Source organism: Georgenia sp. AZ-5, assembly GCF_043952095.1.
Lineage (GTDB): Bacteria > Actinomycetota > Actinomycetes > Actinomycetales > Actinomycetaceae > Georgenia.
Window position 1 is genome coordinate 1,308,621 of sequence record NZ_JBINOU010000001.1, and the last position, 21,616, is coordinate 1,330,236.

A 21,616-nucleotide genomic window follows, 5' to 3' on the forward strand; every position below is an offset into this window, starting at 1 on the left:
GGCCACGGCGACACGCCGCCCCGCTACCCGGCCCACGCGCGCCGCAGGCCGGACGATGGTCGCGATGCCCACCACCACCGAGCCCACCGTGCCGCGCGTCATCGAGGTCCCGACGCTGCGGCCGCGGCGCGGGGTGCCCGAGGGCTGGCTGCGCGGGCTCGTGGCCGGCCTCGAGTCGGCGGTGATGGGCTGGCTCGCCGTCGCCGTGCCCGCCATCGCCACGTACGTGGCGACGGCGGCCGCGCCCGCCCTGGGTGAGGCCACCTGGCAGGCCGCCGCCGGGGTCGGCACCTCCCTGTGGTTCCTCGGCCACGGCGGCGCCCTGCTCACCGGCCCGGGCACGACGATGTCGGTGGTGCCGCTCGGCGTCACGCTGCTGAGCCTGGCGCTCGTCTACGGCGCCGCCCGCCGCATGCGCCTGCGCTCGGTGGGCGCGGGCGCCTTCGTCCCCGCCGGGTACCTGCTGGCCGCCCTGGTGCTCTTCCCGTTCGCCGCCGTCCCGGTCGCGCCGCTGCAGGCGCTGCTCGGGGTGGTGGCCCTCCCCGTCGTCGGCACCGTGCTGGCGCTGCGGGGCCGGGTCCCGGCGCCGGCCTGGTGGGCCCGTCTGCGCGGGGCACCCGACGCCGTGACGGCCGGGCTCGCCGGGGCGCTGCGCGCCGGCGCGGCCCTGCTGGCCCTCGCCGTCGTGCTTGCGGCCGTCGCGGCCGTCACGGGGTGGGACCGCCTGCTGGGCATCCAGGCGGGCTACGCCCCCGACGCCGTCAGCGCCGTGGTCATGGTCATGGCGCAGCTGATCTTCGTCCCCACGCTCCTGGCGTGGGTGGTGGCCTGGCTGGCGGGGCCCGGGTTCGCCGTCGGCGCGGGCACCGTCTTCTCCCCGGCGGAGGTGGTCACGGCGCCCCTGCCGGCCCTGCCGGTGCTCGGCCTGCTGCCCTCGCCCGCATCGCCCGAGATGGGCTGGGCGGTCCTGGCGCCCGTCCTCGTGGGCGCCGCCGTCGGCGTCTGGCTGGACCGGCGCCGTCGCCGGCCCACGCTCCCCGGGGCGCTCGCGTCCGCCGCGGTGGCGGCCGGCGCGACAGCGCTCGGCGTGCTGCTGCTCGCCGCGGCGGCGTCGGGTTCCGTCGGTCCGGGCCGGATGGCCGTCGTCGGCCCCGAGCCGCTGCTGCTGACGGCCCTGGTCCTCGCCGAGGTCGGTGGGGGCGCGGCGCTGGCCGTCGTGGCGCTGCACCCGCGCACGGCCGAGGCGGTGCGAACCGCTGTCGAGGCGGCCCGGACCAGGACAGGACACCCGGGTGACGGCGCCGGCGCATCCGGCGCCGGGGCGGAGACCCGCCCGGCCGGCGGGGAAGGCGGGGGCGCGGAGGGCCCGGCAGCCGAGGACGCAGGCGGCGGTCGCGGCCACCCGGACGACGGGACGGCGGGCGTCGAGGACGCCGACGCGCCGGTCGGCGCCGGGACCGGGGAGGCCTCGGGGACGGCGCTGCCGGGCGGTGCGTGGCCCAGCACCGGCCAGTCGTCACCGGCGGGTGGGGCGGGCGGCTGGCGCGGCCCGCGCCTGTCCGACTTTCAGGACGACTGAGGCACCAGCTCGCGCTGCATGCGCTCCAGCCGCTCGTCGAGGGAGCGCTGCAGCTCGGCCTCGCAGGCGTCGCGCGCCTGGCTCGTGAGGGCCGAGCGCAGGCAGCCGGTGTAGGCGTCGTACTCGCGCCACAGCATGGCCTGGCTCACCGAGCCCAGCGCCAGCATGCCCGCCAGCACCATGCCGACCACCAGCACGGGCGTCAGCGCCCCGGGGATCCGCGCGGCACGCACCTTGACCAGCGCCACCACGCCCAGGACGACGGCGGCGAGGCACAGCGCCCCGGCGACCAGCGGCCACGGCCAGGGCAGCGCGAAGAGGCCCACCGCGAGACCGGCGAGCAGCACGAACCCGAACCCGCGCACCCAGCGCAGCGCGTCGGACCTGGCCTGCTCCGAGACGGCAGGCTCGGGCCGCCGCCACCCACCCTGCGGGCCGGGCGCGCGGGGGTCGGGAGGGCCGGGCTCCGCGCGCCAGGGGTATGGCGACGGCGGCTGGGCGCCGGGCGGGGCCTGGCCGGTCCACGGTGGCTGGGCGCCGGGCGGGGTCTGGCCGGTCCACGGTGGCTGGGCGCCGGGCGGAACCTGCCCATGCCCCGGCCGCGTGCCGTCCGGCGAGGGCGGTGCCTGGCCGTCGCCCGCCCACGGGTGCGGCGCAGGACCTGGGGACGTCGGGCCCGCAGGCTCCGTGCCTGCGGGCTGCTCGCGCCGCGGCGGGTTGCCGGGCGGACTCGACTGGATGGGCATGGGCACATCATCGCGCACCGGACGGTTACGCTCCCGCACGTGAGCACTCCCGGCAGCCCCGCAGCCCCCGCCCGACTCGTGGTGCTGGTCTCGGGCGGCGGCTCGAACCTCGCAGCCCTGCTCGAGGCCGCGAAGGACCCCGCCTACGGCGCCGTCGTGGTCGCCGTCGGGGCCGACCGCGCCGGCACCGGCGGCGTGGAGCTGGCGCATCGAGCCGGCATCCCCACCTTCGTCGAGCGCCTCGGCGACCACGCCACCCGGGACGACTGGGACGCCGCCCTCACCGAGCAGGTCGCCGCCCACGATCCCGACCTGGTGATCTCCGCCGGCTTCCTCAAGCTCTGCGGCCCCCGCTTCCTCGAGCGCTTCGACGGCCGCTACATCAACACCCACAACACGCTGCTGCCGGCCTTCCCGGGTATCCACGGCCCGCGCGACGCCCTGGAGTACGGCGTGAAGATCACCGGCGCCACCCTCTTCTTCGTCGACGCCGGCGTGGACACCGGCGCGATCGTCGCGCAGGTCGCGGTGCCGGTGCTGGACGACGACGACGTCGAGGCCCTCACCGAGCGGATCAAGGCCGCCGAGCGCGCCCAGCTCGTCGAGCAGGTCGGCCGCCTGGCACGGGAAGGCTGGCGGATCGAGGGCCGGAAGGTCGTCGTCGGGAGCGCGCGCTAAGATCGGTCGCGGCCGTGACTGGCGAGGAAGGTGGCGTCCACCACCGGGGAGCGGCCGGAAGTCCCCTGCAGAGCACCGCGCGCCTGGGTGCCTGGGTCGGGTGCCCGCGCGGCACCCTGCACGCCCGCCATCGACCCAGGAGCGCAGCCACATGACCTCCCAGCCCACCACAGTCGAGCCCGTCGGGGACAAGGTCCCCCTGCGCCGGGCCCTCCTCTCCGTCTACGACAAGACCGGGCTCGAGCCGCTCGCCCGGGCGCTGCACGCCGCCGGGGTGCAGATCGTCTCCACCGGCTCCACCGCCCGGACGATCGCCGCCGCGGGGGTGCCCGTCACCCCGGTCGAGGACGTCACCGGCTTCCCCGAGTGCCTCGACGGCCGGGTGAAGACCCTCCACCCGCGCGTGCACGCGGGCGTCCTGGCCGACCGCCGCAAGGCCGCCCACCGCGAGGAGCTCACCGAGCTGGGCGTCGCCCCCTTCGACCTCGTCGTCGTCAACCTCTACCCCTTCACGCAGACCGTCGCCTCCGGCGCCGGGGTGGACGCTTGCGTGGAGCAGATCGACATCGGCGGGCCGACGATGGTGCGCGCCGCCGCGAAGAACCACCCGTCCGTGGCCGTGGTCGTCGACCCGGCGCGCTACGACGACGTCTCCGCCGCGGCCGCCGGCGGCGGCTTCACGCTCGCCGAGCGCCGGCGCCTGGCCGTCGCCGCCTTCGAGCACACCGCCGCCTACGACGTGGCCGTGGCGTCCTGGATGAGCGGGGTCTTCGACGAGGAGACCGACGGCGCCGCCCGGCTGCCCGGCTTCGCCGGCGGTGCGTGGCAGCGCCGCGCGACCCTGCGCTACGGCGAGAACCCGCACCAGCGCGCCGCGCTGTACGCCGCCGACGACGTGAGCACGGGCATCGCGAACGCCGAGCAGCTGCACGGCAAGGCGATGAGCTACAACAACTACGTCGACGCCGACGCCGCGGTGCGCGCCGCCTACGACCACACCGGCCCGGCGGTGGCGATCATCAAGCACGCCAACCCCTGCGGCATCGCGACCGGCTCCGACATCGCCGAGGCGCACCGCAAGGCCCACGCGTGCGACCCGGTCTCCGCCTACGGCGGCGTGGTGGCCGCCAACCGGCCCGTCACCGCGGCGATGGCCGAGCAGATCGCACCCGTGTTCACCGAGGTCGTGGCGGCCCCGGCGTTCGAGCCGGCCGCGCTGGAGATCCTCGAGCGCAAGAAGAACGTCCGCCTGCTCGTGGTGGACCCCGGCGAGCGCGGCGGCGTGGAGCTGCGCCCGGTCTCCGGCGGCGTGCTCGCCCAGGACCGCGACGCCGTCGACGCCCCCGGCGACAGCCCCGAGGGCTGGACGCTGGCCGCGGGGCCGGCCGCCGACGAGCAGACCCTCGCCGACCTCGTCTTCGCCTGGCGGGCGGTGCGCGCCGTGCGCTCCAACGCGATCCTGCTCGCGGACGACGGCGCCAGCGTCGGCGTCGGGATGGGCCAGGTCAACCGGGTGGACTCCTGCCGCCTGGCGGTGGAGCGCGCCAACACCCTGGGCGCGCCCGTGGCCGGCGACGTCGAGGGCGCCGGCGGCGCCCAGAACGCCGACGACGCCGCGCGCGCCGCGGCGCCGGAGCGCGCCCGTGGCGCCGTGGCGGCCTCCGACGCGTTCTTCCCGTTCGCGGACGGCCTGCAGGTGCTCGTCGACGCCGGCGTCCGCGCCGTCGTGCACCCGGGCGGCTCCATCCGGGACGAGGAGGTCATCGCCGCCGCGAACGCCGCCGGGATCACGATGTACCTCACCGGCACCCGCCACTTCGCGCACTGAGCGACGGTGCGTGGGGCGGGGCGTCCCGCCCCGCGCACCGACTTGCCCGCGGCCGGGCCGGTACGGTCACGTGCGGGCGAGGGGGTACGGCTGGGCACAGCCCGGGCCGGTCCGGCTACGCGACCGCCTTGCGCAGGGGGACGGCCGGGTCGGTGGCGCGCGCCAGGTCCAGCACCGGCCGGGCGCCGCCGGCCAGGAGCTTGCGCAGCGGGCCGACGTCGCGGGGCCGGTCGACGGTGAAGCCCGCGGTGAGCCGGCCGCCGGCGGCGTCGGGCTCGACGAACAGCGCGGTCCACGCGCCGTCGGCGTCCCCGCGCAGCACCAGGAGCGCCCCGGGCACCGGCGCGCCCACCATCGCCAGCTCGTGGCCGAGCTGGGTGGAGAAGACGTAGGGCGCGGCGGGGGCCGGGACGTCAGCCCCCAGCAGGCCCGCGACCAGCGCGGTCGGGTGGGATAGCGCGCCGTCCCAGTGCCCGCCCGGCACGAGGCCCACGCCAGGCACCTCCATGTCGGCGCAGTCGCCGACGGCGCGCACCGGCGCGGGCGCCCCGGCGACGCGGCCGGCCGCGTCCACCGGGAGGGCGCCGCGCGCCGTGAGCGGGAGCGTCCCGTCGAGCCAGGCCGTGGCCGGGCGGGCGCCCACCGCGGCGAGCACGACGTCCGCCCGCAGCGTCTCGCCGTCCGCGAGCACGACCTCGCCGTCCACCACCGCCGTCACGGGGCTCGCGCACCGCAGCTCCACGCCGGCGGCCGCGTACCAGGGGACGGTGCGCGCGCCGAGGTCCGCGCCGATCTGCCGGTGCAGGGGAGTGGGGGCGGCCTCCACGACCGTCACGGCGCACCCGTGGGCGGCCGCCTGGCCGGCGATCTCCGCGCCGATCCAGCCGGCGCCGATCACCGCGACCCGGGCGCCCGGGACCAGGCGCGCCCGCAGCGCCGCGGCATCCGCGGCGGTGTGCAGCACCGCCGCCGACGACCACCCGGCGGGCCGGACCGGCTCGGCGCCGGTCGCGAGCACCACCGCGGACGCCTCGAGCCGCTCCCGCCGCCCGCCGTCGGCCACGGTCACGGTGGCGCCGTCGTCGCCGGCCTCCAGGCGCACGGCCCGGTGCCCCAGCAGCACCCGGTCGGCGAGCGCGTCCAGCTCGCCGTACCCCTCCCCGGACAGCCACACCGGCTCCGGCCGGGTGAAGATCTCCTTGGACAGCGGCGGGCGGTCGTAGGGCGGGAGGCCCTCGGCGCCCACCACGGTGACCGCGCCGGAGAACCCCTGGGCCCGGAGCTCCGCCACCGTGCGCAGCCCCGCAAGGCCGGCGCCGACGACCACCACGCCGGCCCGTGCGCCCGCGTCGCCGCGAGTGAGGAGGGGGAGGTTGGCCACGAGGGCCACGGTAGTCTCGCCACATCATGCCCAGCACCAAGGTCGTCCGCATCACCGTCATGACGGGGTTGCTCCTCGCCATCGCCGTCGTCTGCGTGCTCGGCGTGACGGTCAGCGGGCGGGCGGCCGTGACGGCGCTCGCCGGGCTGCTCGCGCTGTGGGCCGCCGCCCGCGCGTGGGCGCCGGACACCGTGGTGCCCGGCGCGCGCTCGCGGGCCTTCGACGTCACCTTCCTGCTCGCGCTCGCGCTCGTCCTGGCGTACCTCTCCCCGTGGGGGAACGCCATGGTCCCCGCCGCCGCCTGACGCCCGCCGGGGCCGCGCGACGCGCCGGGGGTGACCGGCGCGACCTGTGGGCCTCGCCACGCGCCCCGGTGCGCGGCGCCGGGCCGTGTGATCATGGGGCGGTGAACGACCCCGCGGTCAACATCCTCCTCGTCCTGCTGTTCATCCTCGTCGGTGGGGTGTTCGCGGCCTCGGAGATGGCGCTGGTCTCGCTGCGCGACAGCCAGATCCGCTCCCTGGCCGCCCGCGGCGGCGCCGGCGCGCGGATCGCCAAGCTCACGGCCGACTCCAACCGCTTCCTCTCGGCGGTGCAGGTGGGCGTCACCCTCGCCGGGTTCTTCTCCGCCTCGTTCGGCGCCGCGCAGATCGCTCCGCTCCTCTCGCCGCTCATCGAGTCGTGGGGCGTGCCCGAGGGCCTGGCCTACGGCATCGCGTTCGTCGGCACCACGGTCGTCATCTCCTACCTCTCGCTGGTGTTCGGCGAGCTCGTGCCCAAGCGGCTGGCCATGCAGAGCGCCGAGAAGATCTCGCTCCTCGTCGCCACGCCGCTGGACTGGGTCGCGACGATCCTCCGGCCGGTCATCTGGCTGCTCGGCGCGTCGGTCAACCTCGTCATGCGGCTGCTGGGCCGGGACCCGCAGGCGCAGAAGGAGGAGATGGGCACCGAGGAGCTGCGCTCGCTCGTGGCGCAGCACGAGGCGCTCGGGGCGCAGGAGCGCAACATGGTCGTCGACCTGCTCTCCGTGGGCGACCGCACGGTGCAGGAGATCATGACCCCCCGCACCGAGGTGGAGTTCCTCGCTGCCTCCATGCCCATCGAGGAGGCGCAGCCGCTGGTGCGCACGCTCGAGCACTCCCGCTACCCGGTGCGCCGGGAGGACAACGACGACGTCATCGGGTTCATCCACGTCCGCGACCTCATCCACCCGGACCCCTCCGTGCGCACCGTGGGCGACCTCGTGCGGGAGATCATGTTCTTCCCCACGGGCAAGAAGGTCCTGACCGCGCTGACCGAGATGCGCCAGCGGCACGCGCACCTGGCCGTGGTGGTCGACGAGTACGGCGGCACCGACGGGATCATCACGCTCGAGGACGTCGTCGAGGAGTTCGTCGGGCAGATCCAGGACGAGTACGACCGCGAGCCGCCCGAGAGGGTCGCGAAGGGCGCCACCGAGTCCGTCGCCGGCCTCCTGGGGCGCGCCGACGTCGCGAGGGTCCTCGGCCGCGAGCTGCCGGAGGGCCCCTACGACACCCTGGGCGGCTTCATCATGGCCGGCCTCGGCCGCGTGCCGCGGATAGGTGACTCGGTGACGTGGGACGGCGTGGCCCTGACGGTCACCGCCCTCGACGGTCGCCGCGTCGACCGCGTGGAGGTCCGCAAGGTGCCCGGCGCCTCTGCCGCCGCGACGAGCGTCGCCACCGCCGCGTCCTGACCCGCGAGTGGCGCCCGTCCGCCGTGGCCCCCGCGTCGCCGCCCGTCCGCCGTGGCGCCCTCGTCGCCGCCCGCCGCCCGCCTGGTGAGCCCCGTCACCCGATTATCTCGATGTCGAGTAATCTAGGTCTGGCGCCGGGGCCCCGGCGCACTGCGAAGTCGAGGCGCCCCCCGGGGTGGTCAGGAGTGTGGCAGGACATGGCGAAGATCAAGGTCGCGGGCCCGGTCGTCGAGCTCGACGGCGACGAGATGACCCGGATCATCTGGCAGTTCATCAAGGACCGCCTCATCCATCCGTACCTCGACGTCGACCTGCGCTACTACGACCTGTCCATCCAGAACCGCGACGCCACCGACGACCAGGTGACCATCGACGCGGCCAAGGCGATCAAGGAGCACCACGTCGGCGTCAAGTGCGCCACCATCACGCCGGACGAGGCCCGCGTCGAGGAGTTCGGGCTGAAGAAGATGTGGGTGTCGCCCAACGGCACCATCCGCAACATCCTCGGCGGCGTCGTCTTCCGCGAGCCGATCATCATCTCCAACGTCCCGCGCCTGGTGCCGGGCTGGACCAAGCCGATCGTCATCGGCCGTCACGCCCACGGCGACCAGTACAAGGCGACCAACTTCAAGGTGCCCGGCCCCGGCCAGCTCACCATCACGTTCACCCCGGAGGACGGCTCCGAGCCGATCCAGCACGTCGTCGCCAACTACGGCGACGACGGCGGCGTGGCGATGGGCATGTACAACTTCAACAAGTCCATCGCGGACTTCGCGCGCGCCTCGTTCAACTACGGCCTGCAGCGCGGGTACCCGGTGTACCTGTCCACGAAGAACACGATCCTCAAGGCCTACGACGGCGCCTTCAAGGACATCTTCGCCGAGATCTTCGCCAGCGAGTACAAGGACAAGTTCGACGCCGCCGGCCTGACCTACGAGCACCGCCTCATCGACGACATGGTCGCCTCCGCCATGAAGTGGGAGGGCGGCTACGTCTGGGCCTGCAAGAACTACGACGGCGACGTCCAGTCCGACACCGTCGCGCAGGGCTTCGGCTCCCTGGGCCTGATGACCTCGGTCCTCATGACCCCCGACGGCCAGACCGTCGAGGCGGAGGCCGCCCACGGCACCGTCACCCGCCACTACCGCCAGCATCAGGCCGGCAAGCCCACCTCGACGAACCCGATCGCGTCGATCTTCGCCTGGACCGGCGGCCTGAAGCACCGCGGCAAGCTGGACGGCACGCCGGAGGTCATCGGCTTCGCCGAGACCCTCGAGGACGTGGTCGTCAAGTCCGTGGAGTCGGGGAAGATGACGAAGGACCTCGCGCTGCTGGTCGGCCCGGACCAGGAGTGGCAGACCACCGAGGAGTTCCTCGCCACCCTCGACGAGAACCTCTCGGCCCGCTTGGCCTGAGAACCGACGACGAAGGAGTCCAGCTTATGACCACGCCCGTGAACGTCACCGTCACCGGGGCCGCCGGCCAGATCGGCTACGCCCTGCTCTTCCGCATCGCCTCGGGCCAGATGCTCGGCCCGGACACCCCCGTGAAGCTGCGCCTGCTGGAGATCCCGCAGGGCGTCAAGGCCGCCGAGGGCACCGCGATGGAGCTCGACGACTGCGCCTTCCCGCTGCTGGCCGGGATCGACATCTTCGACGACCCGAAGCGGGGCTTCGAGGGCGCCAACGTCGCGCTGCTCGTCGGCGCCCGCCCGCGCACGAAGGGCATGGAGCGCGGCGACCTGCTCGAGGCCAACGGCGGAATCTTCGGCCCGCAGGGCGAGGCGATCAACGCCGGCGCCGCCGACGACATCAAGGTCCTGGTCGTGGGCAACCCGGCCAACACCAACGCCCTCATCGCCCAGCGGCACGCCCCGGACGTGCCCGCGGACCGCTTCACCGCGATGACCCGCCTGGACCACAACCGCGCGCTGAGCCAGCTCGCCGCCAAGACGGGCACGCCGGTCTCGGAGATCCAGAAGCTGACCATCTGGGGCAACCACTCCGCGACGCAGTACCCGGACATCTTCCACGCCACGGTCGCCGGCAAGCCGGCCGCGGACCTGGTGGACGAGGAGTGGCTGGAGAAGGACTTCATCCCCACGGTCGCCAAGCGCGGCGCCGCGATCATCGAGGCGCGCGGCGCGTCCTCGGCCGCCTCCGCCGCCAACGCCGCGATCGACCACGTCCGCGACTGGGTGCTCGGCACGCCCGAGGGCAGCTGGACCTCGGCCGGCATCGTCTCGGACGGCTCCTACGGCGTGGAGGAGGGCCTGATCTCCTCCTTCCCGGTCACCGCCAAGGACGGGAGGTGGGAGATCGTCCAGGGCCTGGAGATCAACGAGTTCTCACGCGGCAAGATCGACGCCTCCGTCGCCGAGCTCGCCGAGGAGCGCGACGCCGTCAAGGGCCTCGGCCTGCTCTGACGTAGCCCGGCCCGTCCGGACCGCTCGACCGGCGCCCCGGTTCCCGTACAGGGAAGCCGGGGCGTCGTCGTTCGTCTCGTCGGCCTCTGGGCGTCGCGACGTTCCCGGTGGCCGTCTGGTCGTCGTCGCGGGTGCTCCCCTCTGCCACGGTCGCCGCGGTGCTCCGCCCTGCCGTGGTCGCCGCGGCACTCTCGTGAACCAGGCCGCCGCTCACCGGACGAAGCTGAGCGCCGTTTCCCGAATAATTGTCCTGAAACCCTTGCTGCAAGCGTTTCAGTGTCGCTAGCCTCGGCTCCACCCGCGCGACGACGCTGCGGGCACACCTGCGCGACGACGCGCAGCCGACGAAGGAGCCCCATGGCCACGCACCGTGCCGTCGCCGCCCTCAGCACAGCCGTGCTCGCCCTGACGGGCGTCGCCGTCGCCCTGCCGCCGGCTGACGCGGCGGGCCGGCAGGTCGTCCTCGTCGGCTCCCTCCAGGACGAGCTCGGGTGCGCGGCCGAGTGGGACACCGGGTGCGCGCAGACCACCATGACCGCCACGGAGGCCGAGGGCGTCTACGCGCTGGAGGCTGAGGTCCCGGCGGGGAGCTACGCGTACAAGGTCGCCCTGGACGGCACCTGGGACGAGTCCCACCCCGCCGACAACCGGCCCCTGCACCTGACCGCCCCCGCCACCCTGCGGTTCGTCTTCGACGACGCCACGGACCGCGTCAGCCTCGAGGCCCGCACCGTGGCGGGGCAGTACACCGCTGAGGACGACGCCCTCGTCGCCGAGCCGGCGCGCGACCCCGCCGCGGGGGAGAGCTTCTACTTCGTCCTGACCGACCGCTTCGCCAACGGCGACCCCGCCAACGACACCGCGGGCCTGGGCGACGACCGGACGGTGTCGGGGTTCGACCCCACGGACAAGGGCTTCTACCAGGGCGGCGACCTCGCCGGGCTGCGCGAGCGGCTGGACTACCTCGAGGGCCTGGGCACCACTGCCATCTGGCTGACGCCGTCGTTCAAGAACAACCCAGTCCAGGGCGAGGGCGCGGCCGCCTCCGCCGGTTACCACGGCTACTGGATCACCGACTTCACGCAGATCGACCCGCACCTGGGCACCAACGCCGAGCTCGAGGCGTTCATCGACGACGCCCACGGCCGCGGCATCAAGGTCTACTTCGACATCATCACCAACCACACCGCGGACCTCATCAGCTACGCGGAGGGCAGCTACGGCTACGTGGACAAGGCCACGGCGCCCTACCGCGACGCCGCGGGCGACGTCTTCGACCCGGCAGAGCACGCCGGGCGGGACAGCTTCCCCGAGCTGGACCCGGCCACGTCCTTCCCCTACACGCCGGTCCGCGACGCGGAGGGCCCCGCGATGGTGCCCGAGTGGCTGAACGACGTGACGCTCTACCACAACCGCGGCAACTCGACCTGGTCCGGCGAGTCGGTCACGTACGGCGACTTCGACGGGCTCGACGACCTCATGACCGAGGACCCGCGCGTCGTCGACGGCATGGTGGAGATCTACCGGACCTGGATGGACCTCGGCATCGACGGCTTCCGCATCGACACCGCCAAGCACGTCAACTTCGAGTTCTGGGAGCAGTGGACCGCGGCCATCCAGGACCACGCCGCCGCCACGAACCCCGGCTTCTTCACCTTCGGCGAGGTCTACGACGCCGACGCCCGCCTCACCGCCCCGTACGTGCGCGACACCGACATGTCCGCCGTCCTCGACTTCGCCTACCAGTCCGCCGCCCTGAGCTACGCCAAGGGCTTCACCGCCCGGGGGCTGTCCGGGCTGTTCGCCTCCGACGACTACTACACCACCGCCGACTCCTCCGCCGACGCCCTGCCCACCTTCCTCGGCAACCACGACATGGGACGCGTCGGCTACCTGCTCCAGGGCGCCGGCAGCGAGCTCGAGCGCTCGGCGCTGGCGCACTCGCTGATGTACCTCACCCGTGGCCAGCCGGTGGTGTACTACGGCGACGAGCAGGGCTTCGCCGGCGTCGGCAACGACAAGTCGGCCCGGCAGTCCCTCTTCGCCTCGAGCACCCAGGAGTACGTCGACCAGAAGCTCCTGGACGGCACGACCTTCGGCACCGACGACCACTACGACACCGGCTCCGCGCTGTACACCCACATCGCCCGGCTCGCCGCGCTGCGCGACGCCCACCCGGCCCTGGACACCGGCGCGCAGATCGAGCTGCACGCGGACGACGGCGCGGGCGTGTACGCCTTCGCCCGCGTCGAGCGCACCGAGAAGGTCGAGCACCTCGTCGCCGTCAACAACGCCACCACCGAGCGCACCGTCACCCTCACGACCCTCACGCCGGGCGCCGCATACGCCCCGCTGCACGGCACCGAGGCCCCCGTGACGGCGGACCACGCGGGCTCGGTCACCCTCACCGTCCCGGCCCTGTCCGCCGTCGTGCTGCGTGCCGACCGCACCGTGGGGGCGCCCTCCGGGCCCGGCTCGATCACGCTCACGCCGGCCCACGGCGCGAAGGTGGAAGGCCTGACCCCCGTGAGCGCCGACGTGGCCGACGACGTGTGGTCCGAGACCACCTTTTCGTACCGGCTCGTCGGCGAGCAGGGCTGGACCACGCTCGGCACCGCCGAGGACGACACCCCGCGCGTCTTTCACGACACCACCGGCCTGCCCGCCGGCACCCTGGTGGAGTACCGGGCGGTCACGGTGGACGCCGCCGGCAACCGCACCGCCGCCTCCACCGTCGGTTCCGTCGGCGTGGACGTCTCCGCCACGCCCGGGCAGCCGGCGCCGGGCGGCGAGCTGGTCACCGTGCCCGGCAACCACAACGCGGCCATGGGCTGCAGCGCCGACTGGCAGCCGGGCTGCGCCGCCGCGGCGCTCACCCTCGACGAGCAGTCCGGCAAGTACCTCGGCACGTTCGACCTGCCCGCAGGCAGCTACGAGTACAAGGTGGCCGTCGGCGGCAGCTGGGACGTCAACTACGGAGCCGGTGGGGTGCCGGGCGGCGCCAACGCGGCCTACACCCACGCCGGTGGCCCGGTGACCTTCTTCTACGACCCGGTCACGCACGACTTCACCAACACCTCGCAGGGGCCGATCATCACCCTCCCCGGTTCCTTCCAGAGCGAGCTGGGCTGCGCGGGCGACTGGGACCCGGCCTGCATGGCCACCTGGATGCTCGACCCCGACCAGGACGGCACCTTCACCTTCAGCACCGACGACCTCGCCGGCACCTACGAGGTCAAGGTGGCGCACAACCGCTCCTGGGCGGAGAACTACGGCGCCGGCGGCGTGCGCGACGGCGCCAACCTCACCTTCTCCGCCACCGCCGGCAAGGCCGTGACGTTCTCCTACGACATCGACAGTCATCTGCTCACCGTCGAGGTCACCGACCCGCCGCTGCCCGGCCTAGGGCAGCAGCGCGCCCACTGGCTGGACGCGCGCACCATCGCCTGGCCCGCCGACCTGCTCGGCGGCGCTCCGGCCGGCCTGGCCTGGACGCTCCACCACGCGCCGGACGGCGGCCTCGAGCTCGCCGGCGGCGCCGTCACCGGCGGCGAGGAGGTGGCGCTGCGGCACGTGCCCGAGGGCCTGGGGGCCGACCTGCGCGCGCGGTTCCCGCACCTCGCCGGGCACGTCGCGCTCGCCGTCGACGGCCTCGACGCCGGGCGCGCCCGCGAGATCCTGACCGGCGAGATCGCCGTGCTCCAGAGCGCCGGCGACACCCCGACCGCGTTCACCGGCGTGCAGCTGCCCGGCGTGCTCGACGACCTGTACGCGGCGGACGCCGCCGACCGGGAGCTCGGCGCCAGGTGGCAGGGCGGCGCCCCGTCCCTGGCGCTGTGGGCCCCGACCGCCAAGGACGTGGACCTGCTGCTCTACACCGACGGCGCGGGGACCGGTGAGCCCGAGCGCCTGGACATGGCGCGCCAGGACGACGGCGCCTGGACCGTGGCCGGCGAGGCCGCCTGGGAGGACCGGGCGTACCTGTACGAGGTGGACGTCTACGTGCCGGCCACCGGCGCGGTGGAGACCAACGTCGTCACCGACCCGTACTCCGTCGGGCTGACGCGCAGCTCGACCCGGTCGGTCCTGGTCGACCTGGACGACGAGACCTGGGCGCCGCGGCTGTGGGCCGCCACCCCGGCCCCCGTGGTCGAGGACCCCGTGGACCGCACCATCTACGAGCTGCACGTGCGCGACTTCTCCGTCGCCGACGCAACGGTGCCGGAGGAGCTGCGGGGCACCTACGGCGCGTTCGCGCTGGAGGGCACGGCCGGCACGGAGCACCTGCGCGCGCTCGCCGAGGCCGGCATGAACACCGTGCACCTGCTGCCCACCTTCGACATCGCCACCATCGAGGAGGACCGGGCCGCCCAGGCCGTGCCGGAGATCCCGGCGGACGCCGCGCCGGACTCACCGGCCCAGCAGGCCGCGGTCGCCGCCGTCGCCGACGCCGACGCCTTCAACTGGGGCTACGACCCGTTCCACTTCTCCGCCCCCGAGGGGTCCTACGCCTCCGCGGGCAACCAGGACGGCGGCGCCCGGGTGGCCGAGTTCCGCTCGATGGTCGGCGGCCTGCACGACGCGGGCCTGCAGGTCGTGCTCGACCAGGTCTTCAACCACACCGCCGCCTCCGGGCAGGCGGAACGGTCGGTCCTCGACCGCGTGGTGCCCGGCTACTACCACCGCCTGTCGGCCACCGGCTCGGTGGAGACCTCCACCTGCTGCCAGAACGTGGCGACCGAGCACGAGATGGCCGAGAAGCTCATGGTCGACTCGGTGGTGACCTGGGCGGCGGACTACCACGTCGACGGCTTCCGCTTCGACCTCATGGGCCACCACTCGCGCGAGAACATGCTCGCCGTCCGCGAGGCGCTCGACGCCCTCACCCTCGAGGAGGACGGCGTCGACGGCGAGGCGATCTACCTCTACGGCGAGGGCTGGAACTTCGGGGAGGTGGCGGACGACGCCCGCTTCACGCAGGCCACGCAGGGCCAGCTCGGCGGCACGGGCATCGGCACCTTCTCCGACCGGCTGCGCGACGCCGTCCGCGGCGGCGGGCCCTTCGACGAGGACCAGCGGGTGAACCAGGGCTTCGGCTCCGGCCTGTTCACCGACCCCAACGAGGTCGCCGCCGGCACGCCCGCGGAGCAGGCCGCCCGGCTGGCGCATGCGAGCGACCTGGTGCGTCTCGGCCTCGCCGGGAACCTGCGGCAGTACTCGTTCCTCACCAGCTCCGGGGAGCTGCAGCGCGGCGAGGACCTGGACTACAACGGGCAGCCGGCGGGGTATGCCGACAGCCCGGAGGAGGTCGTCACCTACGTCGACGCGCACGACAACGAGACCCTCTTCGACAACCTCACCCTCAAGCTCCCGGTGGACACGCCGATGGCCGACCGGGTGCGGATGAACACGCTCTCGCTGGCGACGACGGCGCTCTCGCAGACGCCCAGCTTCTGGCACGCGGGCGCGGACCTGCTTCGGTCGAAGTCGCTGGACCGCAACAGCTACAACTCCGGCGACCACTTCAACCTGCTCGACTGGAGCGGGCAGACCAACAACTTCGGGGTCGGTCTCCCGCCCGCGGCCGACAACGAGGACAAGTGGCCGGTCATGGCCCCGCTGCTGGCCGACCCCGCGCTGAAGCCGTCGCCGGCGGACATCGACGCGGCCGCCGCCCAGGCGCAGGACCTGCTCCGGCTGCGCGGCTCCACCGGGCTGTTCCGCCTGGGCTCCGCAGAGGCGATCCAGCAGAAGGTCACCTTTCCCGGGTCGGGGCCGGACGCCACCCCGGGGGTGATCACCATGAGCATCGACGACCTCGTGGGCGAGGACGCCGACCCGGCGCTCGACGGGGTCCTGGTGGTGTTCAACGCCTCGCCCGAGCCGGTCACCCAGACCGTCGAGGCGCTCGCCGGCCGGGGCTTCGCCCTCTCGCCGGTCCAGGCCGGCGGCGCCGACGACGTCGTGCGGGCGACGACGTGGGACGCCCCGACCGGCACGGTCACGGTGCCGGCGCGGACGGTCGCCGTGCTCGTCGACGCCCACGGTGACGGCGGCGGAGAGCCGGGCGAGCCGGGCAAGCCCGGCACCGGGAAGCCGTCTGACCGGCCGACGGGCCCGGGCAGGCCCGACCGGACGCCCGTGGGCCCGCCCGCGGACCGTCCCGGCAAGGGGCCGGAGCACCGCGGCCGGTGACCACGCCCTGCGACGGCCCGCCGCGGCGGCGGGCCGTCGCAGGCCGCGCCGTCAGAACCCGTCGGAGCGGTCGCCGACCCCCGCGTCCTGGAGGCACTGCTCCAGGCCGGCCGGGTCGTCGGAGAACTGCTCGACGCACCTGTCGAACTCGGGACCGAAGATGTCCGGGGCCACCTCGGAGACGACCCAGGACCCGAAGATCGTCGAGCCGATGCCCAGCAGCACGGAGAGGGCACCGAGGACGATGGCCGCGATCGGCACCCCGCGGCTGGTGGCCTCGCCCCGCTTGACGCGCCCGAGGGCCACGATCCCGAGCACGATCGCCACGATCCCGCCCACCACGCTCAGCAGCCCGATGAAGGGGACCCACGCGATGAGGAAGGACGCCGCCGCGACGATCAGGGCCGCGATGCCCATGCCGTTGCGCGCCTGGTACGGCTGGCCGGCGTACCCCTGGGCCTGGTAGCCCGGCGGGCCGTAGGGAGCGCCGTAGGCGGGCTGGCCATACCCCGGACCCTGCTGGCCGTATCCGCCCTGCTGCCCGTACCCCTGGCCGCCGTACGCGGGGTCGCCCTGCTCCGGGCCGCGCTGGCCGTACCGGGGCTCCGGGTACGCGCCGGCCGGCTGACCGTAGCTCGGCTCGCCGGGCCGGTACGACGGCGGTGGCGCGGAGCCGTCGGTCTCGGCGGGTCTGTCATCGGGGGGAGGTGTGCTCATGTCGTCATCTCCTCGTCACGTCGGTGCTCGCATCGTGTCACCATGCCCTCCGGGGGCGCCCGGCGAGCGCCGCGCTCAGCCCTTCACCGAGCCGGACATCAGCCCGCCCACGAAGTACCGGCCCAGCAGGATGTAGACCAGCAGCGTCGGCAGCGAGGCGAACAGCGCGCCGGCCATGGACGTCCCGTAGTTCTGCAGCAGGGCGCCGTTGGCCAGGTTGTTCAGCGCGAGCGTCACGGGCCCGTTCTGGCTGGAGGAGAAGAACACCGCGAAGAGAAAGTCGTTCCAGGCCGAGGTGAACTGCCAGATGAGGACGACGACGAAGCTCGGCACCGAGATCGGCAGCACCACCGACACGTACGTGCGGAGCATGCCGGCGCCGTCGACGCGCGCCGCCTCGATGAGCTCCCTGGGCACCGACTCGTAGTAGTTGCGGAAGATGAGCGTGGTGATCGGGATGCCGTAGATGACGTGCAGCGCGATCAGGGTGGGGATGCCGCTGGGCAGGCCGACGCCGAGCACCAGCTGCGTCAGGGGGATCATCACCGCCTGGTAGGGGATGAACATCCCGAAGAGGATCAGCGTGAAGACGATGTTCGCGCCCTTGAAGGACCAGCGGGACAGCACGAACCCGTTCATCGAGCCCAGGAAGGCCGAGATGACCGCCGCCGGGACGACCATCTGCACCGACCGCCAGATCGACGGCGCGAGCGCCTCCCACGCGGCCAGCCAGTTCTCGGTCGTCCACAGCGTGGGCAGGGCCCAGGCACGGGCGGGCGTGGCGTCCCCGGGACCCTTGAAGCTCGTCACGAGCAGCACGTAGACCGGGATGAGCACGACGACCAGGGAGACGAGCAGCAGCGCGTAGCGCACCGTCCGGCCCCACGAGTAGCGGCTGGGCGGCCGGCGCACGTCGGCCGGGCGCCCTGCCACCAGGTCGCTGACGCCCGGGGGTGCGGGCGTGGAGGTGGTGGTCATCGCGCCCGCTCCTTCCGGGTGGTGTGGATCAGGTAGGGCACGACGAGCACGGCGACGATGATCAGCAGGATCGCGCCGACCGCCGCCGCGTTGGCGTAGTCGAAGCTGGACTTGAACACGTACATGTCCACCGCCGGCACCTTGGTCTGGTAGTTCGACGGCTTCGAGATCGACATGATCAGGTCGAACGCCTTCAGCGACATGTGCCCGATGATGATCAGCGCCGAGAGCGCCACGGGGGAGAGCTGGGGGAAGAGCACGTGGCGGTAGAGCTGCCACTCGCTGGCGCCGTCGATGCGTCCCGCCTCGCGCAGCTCGTCGGGGATGCCCCGGAACCCGGCGAGGAAGAGCGCCATGACGTAGCCCGACAGCTGCCAGACCGCCGGGATGGCGATGGCCGCGATTCCCCACGAGATGTTGTTCCACCAGGGGTTCTGCAGGAAGTCCAGGCCGACCATCTGGAACAGCCGGTTCAGCCCGAGGGCGCTGTTGCCCTCGTTGGAGTTCAGCAGCCAGCGCCACACGACGCCGGAGGCGATGAAGGAGACCGCCATCGGGAAGAGGTACACCGAGCGGAAGAACCCCTCCCCGCGCGTCGGGCGCTCCAGGATCCACGCCCACAGGAACCCGATGGCCATGGTGCCGACGAGGAAGACGGCGGTGTAGAGCACGAGATTCTTCAGGGAGTGCTGGAAGTCCTCCGAGGCGAGCAGGTCCAGGTAGTTCTGCAGGCCCACGAACGCCGACGGAGCCTGGCCCGTGGCCTGCGCCGCGGTGTGGTTGTCGGTCGCCGAGGTGGCGAAGTTGACGGCGATCAGGCCGTACACGAAGACGGCGACCAGGAGCAGCGAGGGGGCGAGCAGCAGCAGCGGCGGTCCCCAGCGCCGGACGGTCTTCACGAGGTGCTCCTTCGAGGGAGAGCGGTCCGGCGGTGCCCGCCTCGGCGGGCACCGCCGGGAGCTGCCCGGACGGCCCGCGGTGCTCAGGCGCCGGCCGCGGCGACCAGCTCTTGCTGGTAGGTGGCGAGATCCGAGGCGCCGGAGGTGAACTTGCTCGTGGCGTCGGAGACCTCGTTGAGCCACGCGATCGGCGTGGCCGCGCCGTGAGCGAGCGAGGGCACGATCGTGTCGTTCGCGTAGGCCTCGATCGCCGCCTGCTGGTACTCGGAGAACTCCGCGGGGTCGGCGTCCGTGCGCGCCGGGATGGAGCCCTTCTCCTTGCTGAAGGCCACCTGGCCCTCGAGCGACCCGATGGTCTCCAGCCACGCGCGGGCGCCGTCGGGGTTCGGGGCGCCGACCGGCAGGGTGAAGGAGTCGGCGAGGAAGCCGAACATGCCGTCGGAGCCGGGCACCGGGAAGTCGACGAAGTCCGTGCCGCGCTCCATTCCCTGCTGGTCGAAGGCGGCCAGCGCCCAGTCGCCCATCACGGTGTAGGCGGCGGTGCCGTCGATGACCAGCTGCGTGGCCTCCGGCCAGTCGAGGCCGTCCCGGTCGGTGTTGGTGAAGCCCATCAGGGTCTCGAAGTGCTCGAGGGCCCCGGTCACCTCCGGCCCGGCCCAGTCGGTGTCGCCGGTCCACAGGCCGTTGTAGGCCTCGGCGCCGAGGTCCGCCATGAGCACCGTCTCCAGCAGGTGCACCTGCGTCCAGGTCTGCCCGACGGCGAGCGGCGTGGCGCCGGCGGCCTGCACCTTCTCGAGGTCGGCGATCCAGGCGTCGATGTCGGCGGGCACCGCGGCCGGGTCGACGCCCGCGTCCTCCAGCACCGTCGGGTTCGCCCACACGACGTTGGAGCGGTGGATGTTGGAGGGGATCGAGTAGATGGCGTCCTCGACCGTGAGAAGCTGCAGCAGGTCCTCCGGGAAGGCCTCGCGCAGCCCGAACTCGTCGTAGAGGTCCGAGACGTCCTCGACCTGCGCCGCGTTGATGTAGTCGGTGAGCTCCTGACCGGCGTGCGCCTGGAAGGTGTCCGGCGGGTCGCCGGCCTGCAGGCGGGTCTGGAGCAGGTCCTTCGCGGCCGAGCCGGCGCCGCCGGCGACCGCGCCGTTGATGAACTCGACGTCGGGGTGCTGCTCCTCGAAGACGGCCTGCAGCGCCTCGAGGCCGGCGAGCTCCGAGCCCTGCGCCCACCAGGTGAAGACCTCCACCTGCTCGCCGCCGCCCTCGGCGCCGCCACCCTCTCCGGTCGCGCCGCCGTCACCACCTCCGCCGCCTCCGCCGCATGCCGCGAGGAGGAGACCCGCGGCCGCGAAGCCGGCCGCTGCTGCGCTTCGTCGCATCTGACTGCTCCTTCGAAACGTCGTTGTCCCGTCGGCCTGGCAGGGGGCCGTCGTCGCTGCCGGGGCAGCGATTCCCACCATTGTGATCCGCTGTGCCCCAGATGGCCACGTTCCGGCGGAATCGTGGCGATCTCGTTGCTCGAGGCGACGACGCGCGCGCGAGGCCGGCCGCGGGCGGCGGCGGTGTGCGGGCGGGGCGACGGCGGAGCCGCCGGCCTCAGGGGAAGACGACCGTGCGGCGCCCGTCCAGGAGCACCCGGTGCTCGGCGTGCCAGCGCACCGCGCGGGCGAGCACCCTGCGCTCGACGTCCTGCCCGCGGGCGACCATCTCCGCGACGTCGTCGGCGTGGGTGACGCGCTCGACGTCCTGCTCGATGATCGGGCCCTCGTCGAGGTCCGCGGTGACGTAGTGCGCCGTCGCCCCGATGAGCTTCACACCGCGGCCGTGCGCCTGCGCGTAGGGACGGGCGCCCTTGAAGCTCGGCAGGAAGGAGTGGTGGATGTTGATGACCCGGCCCTCGAGCTCCGCGGTGAGCTCCTCCGAGAGGATCTGCATGTACCGGGCGAGGACCACGAGCTCCACGTCCTGCTCGCGCACGAGCTGCATCAGGGCGTGCTCGGCCTCCGCCTTGGTGTCCTTGGTGACGGGGATGTGGTGGAACGGGGCGCCGTAGAAGCTCGCGATGGGCTCGAGGTCGGGGTGGTTGGCCACGACGCCGACCACCTCGATCGGCAGTCTCTGGAATCGCTGGCGGAACAGCAGGTCGACGAGGCAGTGCGCGTCCTTGGAGGCCATGATCAGGGTCCGGACGGGGCGCCCGACCTCGTCGAGCTTCCACGTCATGGCGAACTCTTGCGCGATGCCGGCGAGCCCCTCCTCGAGCTCGCCGCGTGGGGCCTGCGTCTCCACCTGGACCCGCATGAAGAACAGCCCGGTGGAGGGGTCGCCGAACTGCTGCGACTCGGTGATGTTGCCGCCGTGCTCGACAAGGACGCCGGAGACGGCGTGCACGATCCCGGGCCGGTCGGGGCAGGAGAGGGCGAGGATGAGGTGCGCGGAGCTCACCTGGCGGAGCGTAGTGGGCGCGCGCACGGTC

15 protein-coding genes and 1 riboswitch are annotated in these 21,616 nt (G+C 73.7%); of the genes, 8 read left to right on the forward strand and 7 right to left on the reverse strand.

Annotated features, from left to right (window positions below; genetic code table 11):
* The first annotated feature begins 64 nt into the window (after nt 1-64).
* Entirely contained in the window at nt 65-1,579 is a 1,515-nt protein-coding gene (locus ACF0H8_RS06250; RefSeq protein WP_395288103.1) for a DUF6350 family protein, read from the forward strand.
* Here ACF0H8_RS06250 and ACF0H8_RS06255 read toward each other — a convergent pair.
* On the reverse strand, nt 1,567-2,325 hold the full coding sequence (locus ACF0H8_RS06255; RefSeq protein WP_395288104.1) for a hypothetical protein: 759 nt from the start codon (nt 2,323-2,325) through the stop codon (nt 1,567-1,569). The genes ACF0H8_RS06250 and ACF0H8_RS06255 overlap by 13 nt on opposite strands.
* A gap of 39 nt (nt 2,326-2,364) precedes the next feature.
* On the opposite strand from ACF0H8_RS06255, the gene purN reads away from it, so the two are divergent.
* Nucleotides 2,365-3,003 (forward strand): phosphoribosylglycinamide formyltransferase, encoded by a 639-nt coding sequence (gene purN / locus ACF0H8_RS06260; protein WP_395288105.1) that lies wholly within the window; start codon nt 2,365-2,367, stop codon nt 3,001-3,003.
* Between the two features lie 4 nt (nt 3,004-3,007).
* Nucleotides 3,008-3,099, forward strand: a riboswitch (ZMP/ZTP riboswitch).
* A 55-nt stretch (nt 3,100-3,154) separates the two neighbouring features.
* Entirely contained in the window at nt 3,155-4,831 is a 1,677-nt protein-coding gene (gene purH, locus ACF0H8_RS06265; RefSeq protein ID WP_395288106.1) for a bifunctional phosphoribosylaminoimidazolecarboxamide formyltransferase/IMP cyclohydrolase, read from the forward strand.
* 115 nt (nt 4,832-4,946) lie between these two features.
* On the opposite strand, the gene ACF0H8_RS06270 is transcribed toward purH, so the two are convergent.
* Nucleotides 4,947-6,212 (reverse strand): NAD(P)/FAD-dependent oxidoreductase, encoded by a 1,266-nt coding sequence (locus ACF0H8_RS06270; RefSeq protein ID WP_395288107.1) that lies wholly within the window; start codon nt 6,210-6,212, stop codon nt 4,947-4,949.
* A gap of 26 nt (nt 6,213-6,238) precedes the next feature.
* On the opposite strand from ACF0H8_RS06270, the gene ACF0H8_RS06275 reads away from it, so the two are divergent.
* From ACF0H8_RS06275 to pulA, 5 genes are all read left to right on the forward strand, one after another.
* Nucleotides 6,239-6,517 (forward strand): hypothetical protein, encoded by a 279-nt coding sequence (locus tag ACF0H8_RS06275; protein ID WP_395288108.1) that lies wholly within the window; start codon nt 6,239-6,241, stop codon nt 6,515-6,517.
* A 101-nt stretch (nt 6,518-6,618) separates the two neighbouring features.
* Nucleotides 6,619-7,929, forward strand: a complete 1,311-nt coding sequence (locus tag ACF0H8_RS06280) for a hemolysin family protein (protein ID WP_395288109.1) — start codon at nt 6,619-6,621, stop codon at nt 7,927-7,929.
* A gap of 197 nt (nt 7,930-8,126) precedes the next feature.
* On the forward strand, nt 8,127-9,344 hold the full coding sequence (locus ACF0H8_RS06285; RefSeq protein WP_395288110.1) for an NADP-dependent isocitrate dehydrogenase: 1,218 nt from the start codon (nt 8,127-8,129) through the stop codon (nt 9,342-9,344).
* 26 nt (nt 9,345-9,370) lie between these two features.
* A complete protein-coding gene (locus ACF0H8_RS06290) occupies nt 9,371-10,354 on the forward strand; it encodes a malate dehydrogenase (RefSeq protein ID WP_395288111.1) in 984 nt (327 codons plus the stop codon).
* 357 nt (nt 10,355-10,711) lie between these two features.
* Nucleotides 10,712-16,549, forward strand: a complete 5,838-nt coding sequence (gene pulA, locus ACF0H8_RS06295) for a pullulanase-type alpha-1,6-glucosidase (protein WP_395288112.1) — start codon at nt 10,712-10,714, stop codon at nt 16,547-16,549.
* A gap of 51 nt (nt 16,550-16,600) precedes the next feature.
* On the opposite strand, the gene ACF0H8_RS06300 is transcribed toward pulA, so the two are convergent.
* The 5 genes from ACF0H8_RS06300 to purU form a co-directional block, all read right to left on the reverse strand.
* A complete protein-coding gene (locus ACF0H8_RS06300; protein ID WP_395288113.1) occupies nt 16,601-17,266 on the reverse strand; it encodes a DUF4190 domain-containing protein in 666 nt (221 codons plus the stop codon).
* 75 nt (nt 17,267-17,341) lie between these two features.
* Nucleotides 17,342-18,244 (reverse strand): carbohydrate ABC transporter permease, encoded by a 903-nt coding sequence (locus tag ACF0H8_RS06305; RefSeq protein WP_395288114.1) that lies wholly within the window; start codon nt 18,242-18,244, stop codon nt 17,342-17,344.
* Nucleotides 18,241-19,143 (reverse strand): carbohydrate ABC transporter permease, encoded by a 903-nt coding sequence (locus ACF0H8_RS06310; RefSeq protein ID WP_395288115.1) that lies wholly within the window; start codon nt 19,141-19,143, stop codon nt 18,241-18,243. The genes ACF0H8_RS06305 and ACF0H8_RS06310 overlap by 4 nt, the downstream gene beginning before the upstream one ends.
* 83 nt (nt 19,144-19,226) lie before the next feature.
* Entirely contained in the window at nt 19,227-20,519 is a 1,293-nt protein-coding gene (locus ACF0H8_RS06315; RefSeq protein WP_395288116.1) for an ABC transporter substrate-binding protein, read from the reverse strand.
* A 217-nt stretch (nt 20,520-20,736) separates the two neighbouring features.
* Nucleotides 20,737-21,585, reverse strand: coding sequence for a formyltetrahydrofolate deformylase (gene purU, locus ACF0H8_RS06320; protein WP_395288117.1), 849 nt, complete (start codon nt 21,583-21,585; stop codon nt 20,737-20,739).
* Nucleotides 21,586-21,616: the final 31 nt, after the last annotated feature.

What these genes read in the sequence shown, in the direction of transcription:
- ACF0H8_RS06250 (WP_395288103.1), top strand. Translation starts at nt 65, where the DNA reads ATGCCCACCACCACCGAGCCCACCGTGCCGCGCGTCATCGAGGTCCCG.
- ACF0H8_RS06255 (WP_395288104.1), bottom strand. Translation starts at nt 2,325, where the DNA reads ATGCCCATCCAGTCGAGTCCGCCCGGCAACCCGCCGCGGCGCGAGCAG.
- purH (WP_395288106.1), top strand. Translation starts at nt 3,155, where the DNA reads ATGACCTCCCAGCCCACCACAGTCGAGCCCGTCGGGGACAAGGTCCCC.
- ACF0H8_RS06275 (WP_395288108.1), top strand. Translation starts at nt 6,239, where the DNA reads ATGCCCAGCACCAAGGTCGTCCGCATCACCGTCATGACGGGGTTGCTC.
- ACF0H8_RS06285 (WP_395288110.1), top strand. Translation starts at nt 8,127, where the DNA reads ATGGCGAAGATCAAGGTCGCGGGCCCGGTCGTCGAGCTCGACGGCGAC.
- ACF0H8_RS06290 (WP_395288111.1), top strand. Translation starts at nt 9,371, where the DNA reads ATGACCACGCCCGTGAACGTCACCGTCACCGGGGCCGCCGGCCAGATC.
- pulA (WP_395288112.1), top strand. Translation starts at nt 10,712, where the DNA reads ATGGCCACGCACCGTGCCGTCGCCGCCCTCAGCACAGCCGTGCTCGCC.
- ACF0H8_RS06300 (WP_395288113.1), bottom strand. Translation starts at nt 17,266, where the DNA reads ATGAGCACACCTCCCCCCGATGACAGACCCGCCGAGACCGACGGCTCC.
- ACF0H8_RS06305 (WP_395288114.1), bottom strand. Translation starts at nt 18,244, where the DNA reads ATGACCACCACCTCCACGCCCGCACCCCCGGGCGTCAGCGACCTGGTG.
- ACF0H8_RS06315 (WP_395288116.1), bottom strand. Translation starts at nt 20,519, where the DNA reads ATGCGACGAAGCGCAGCAGCGGCCGGCTTCGCGGCCGCGGGTCTCCTC.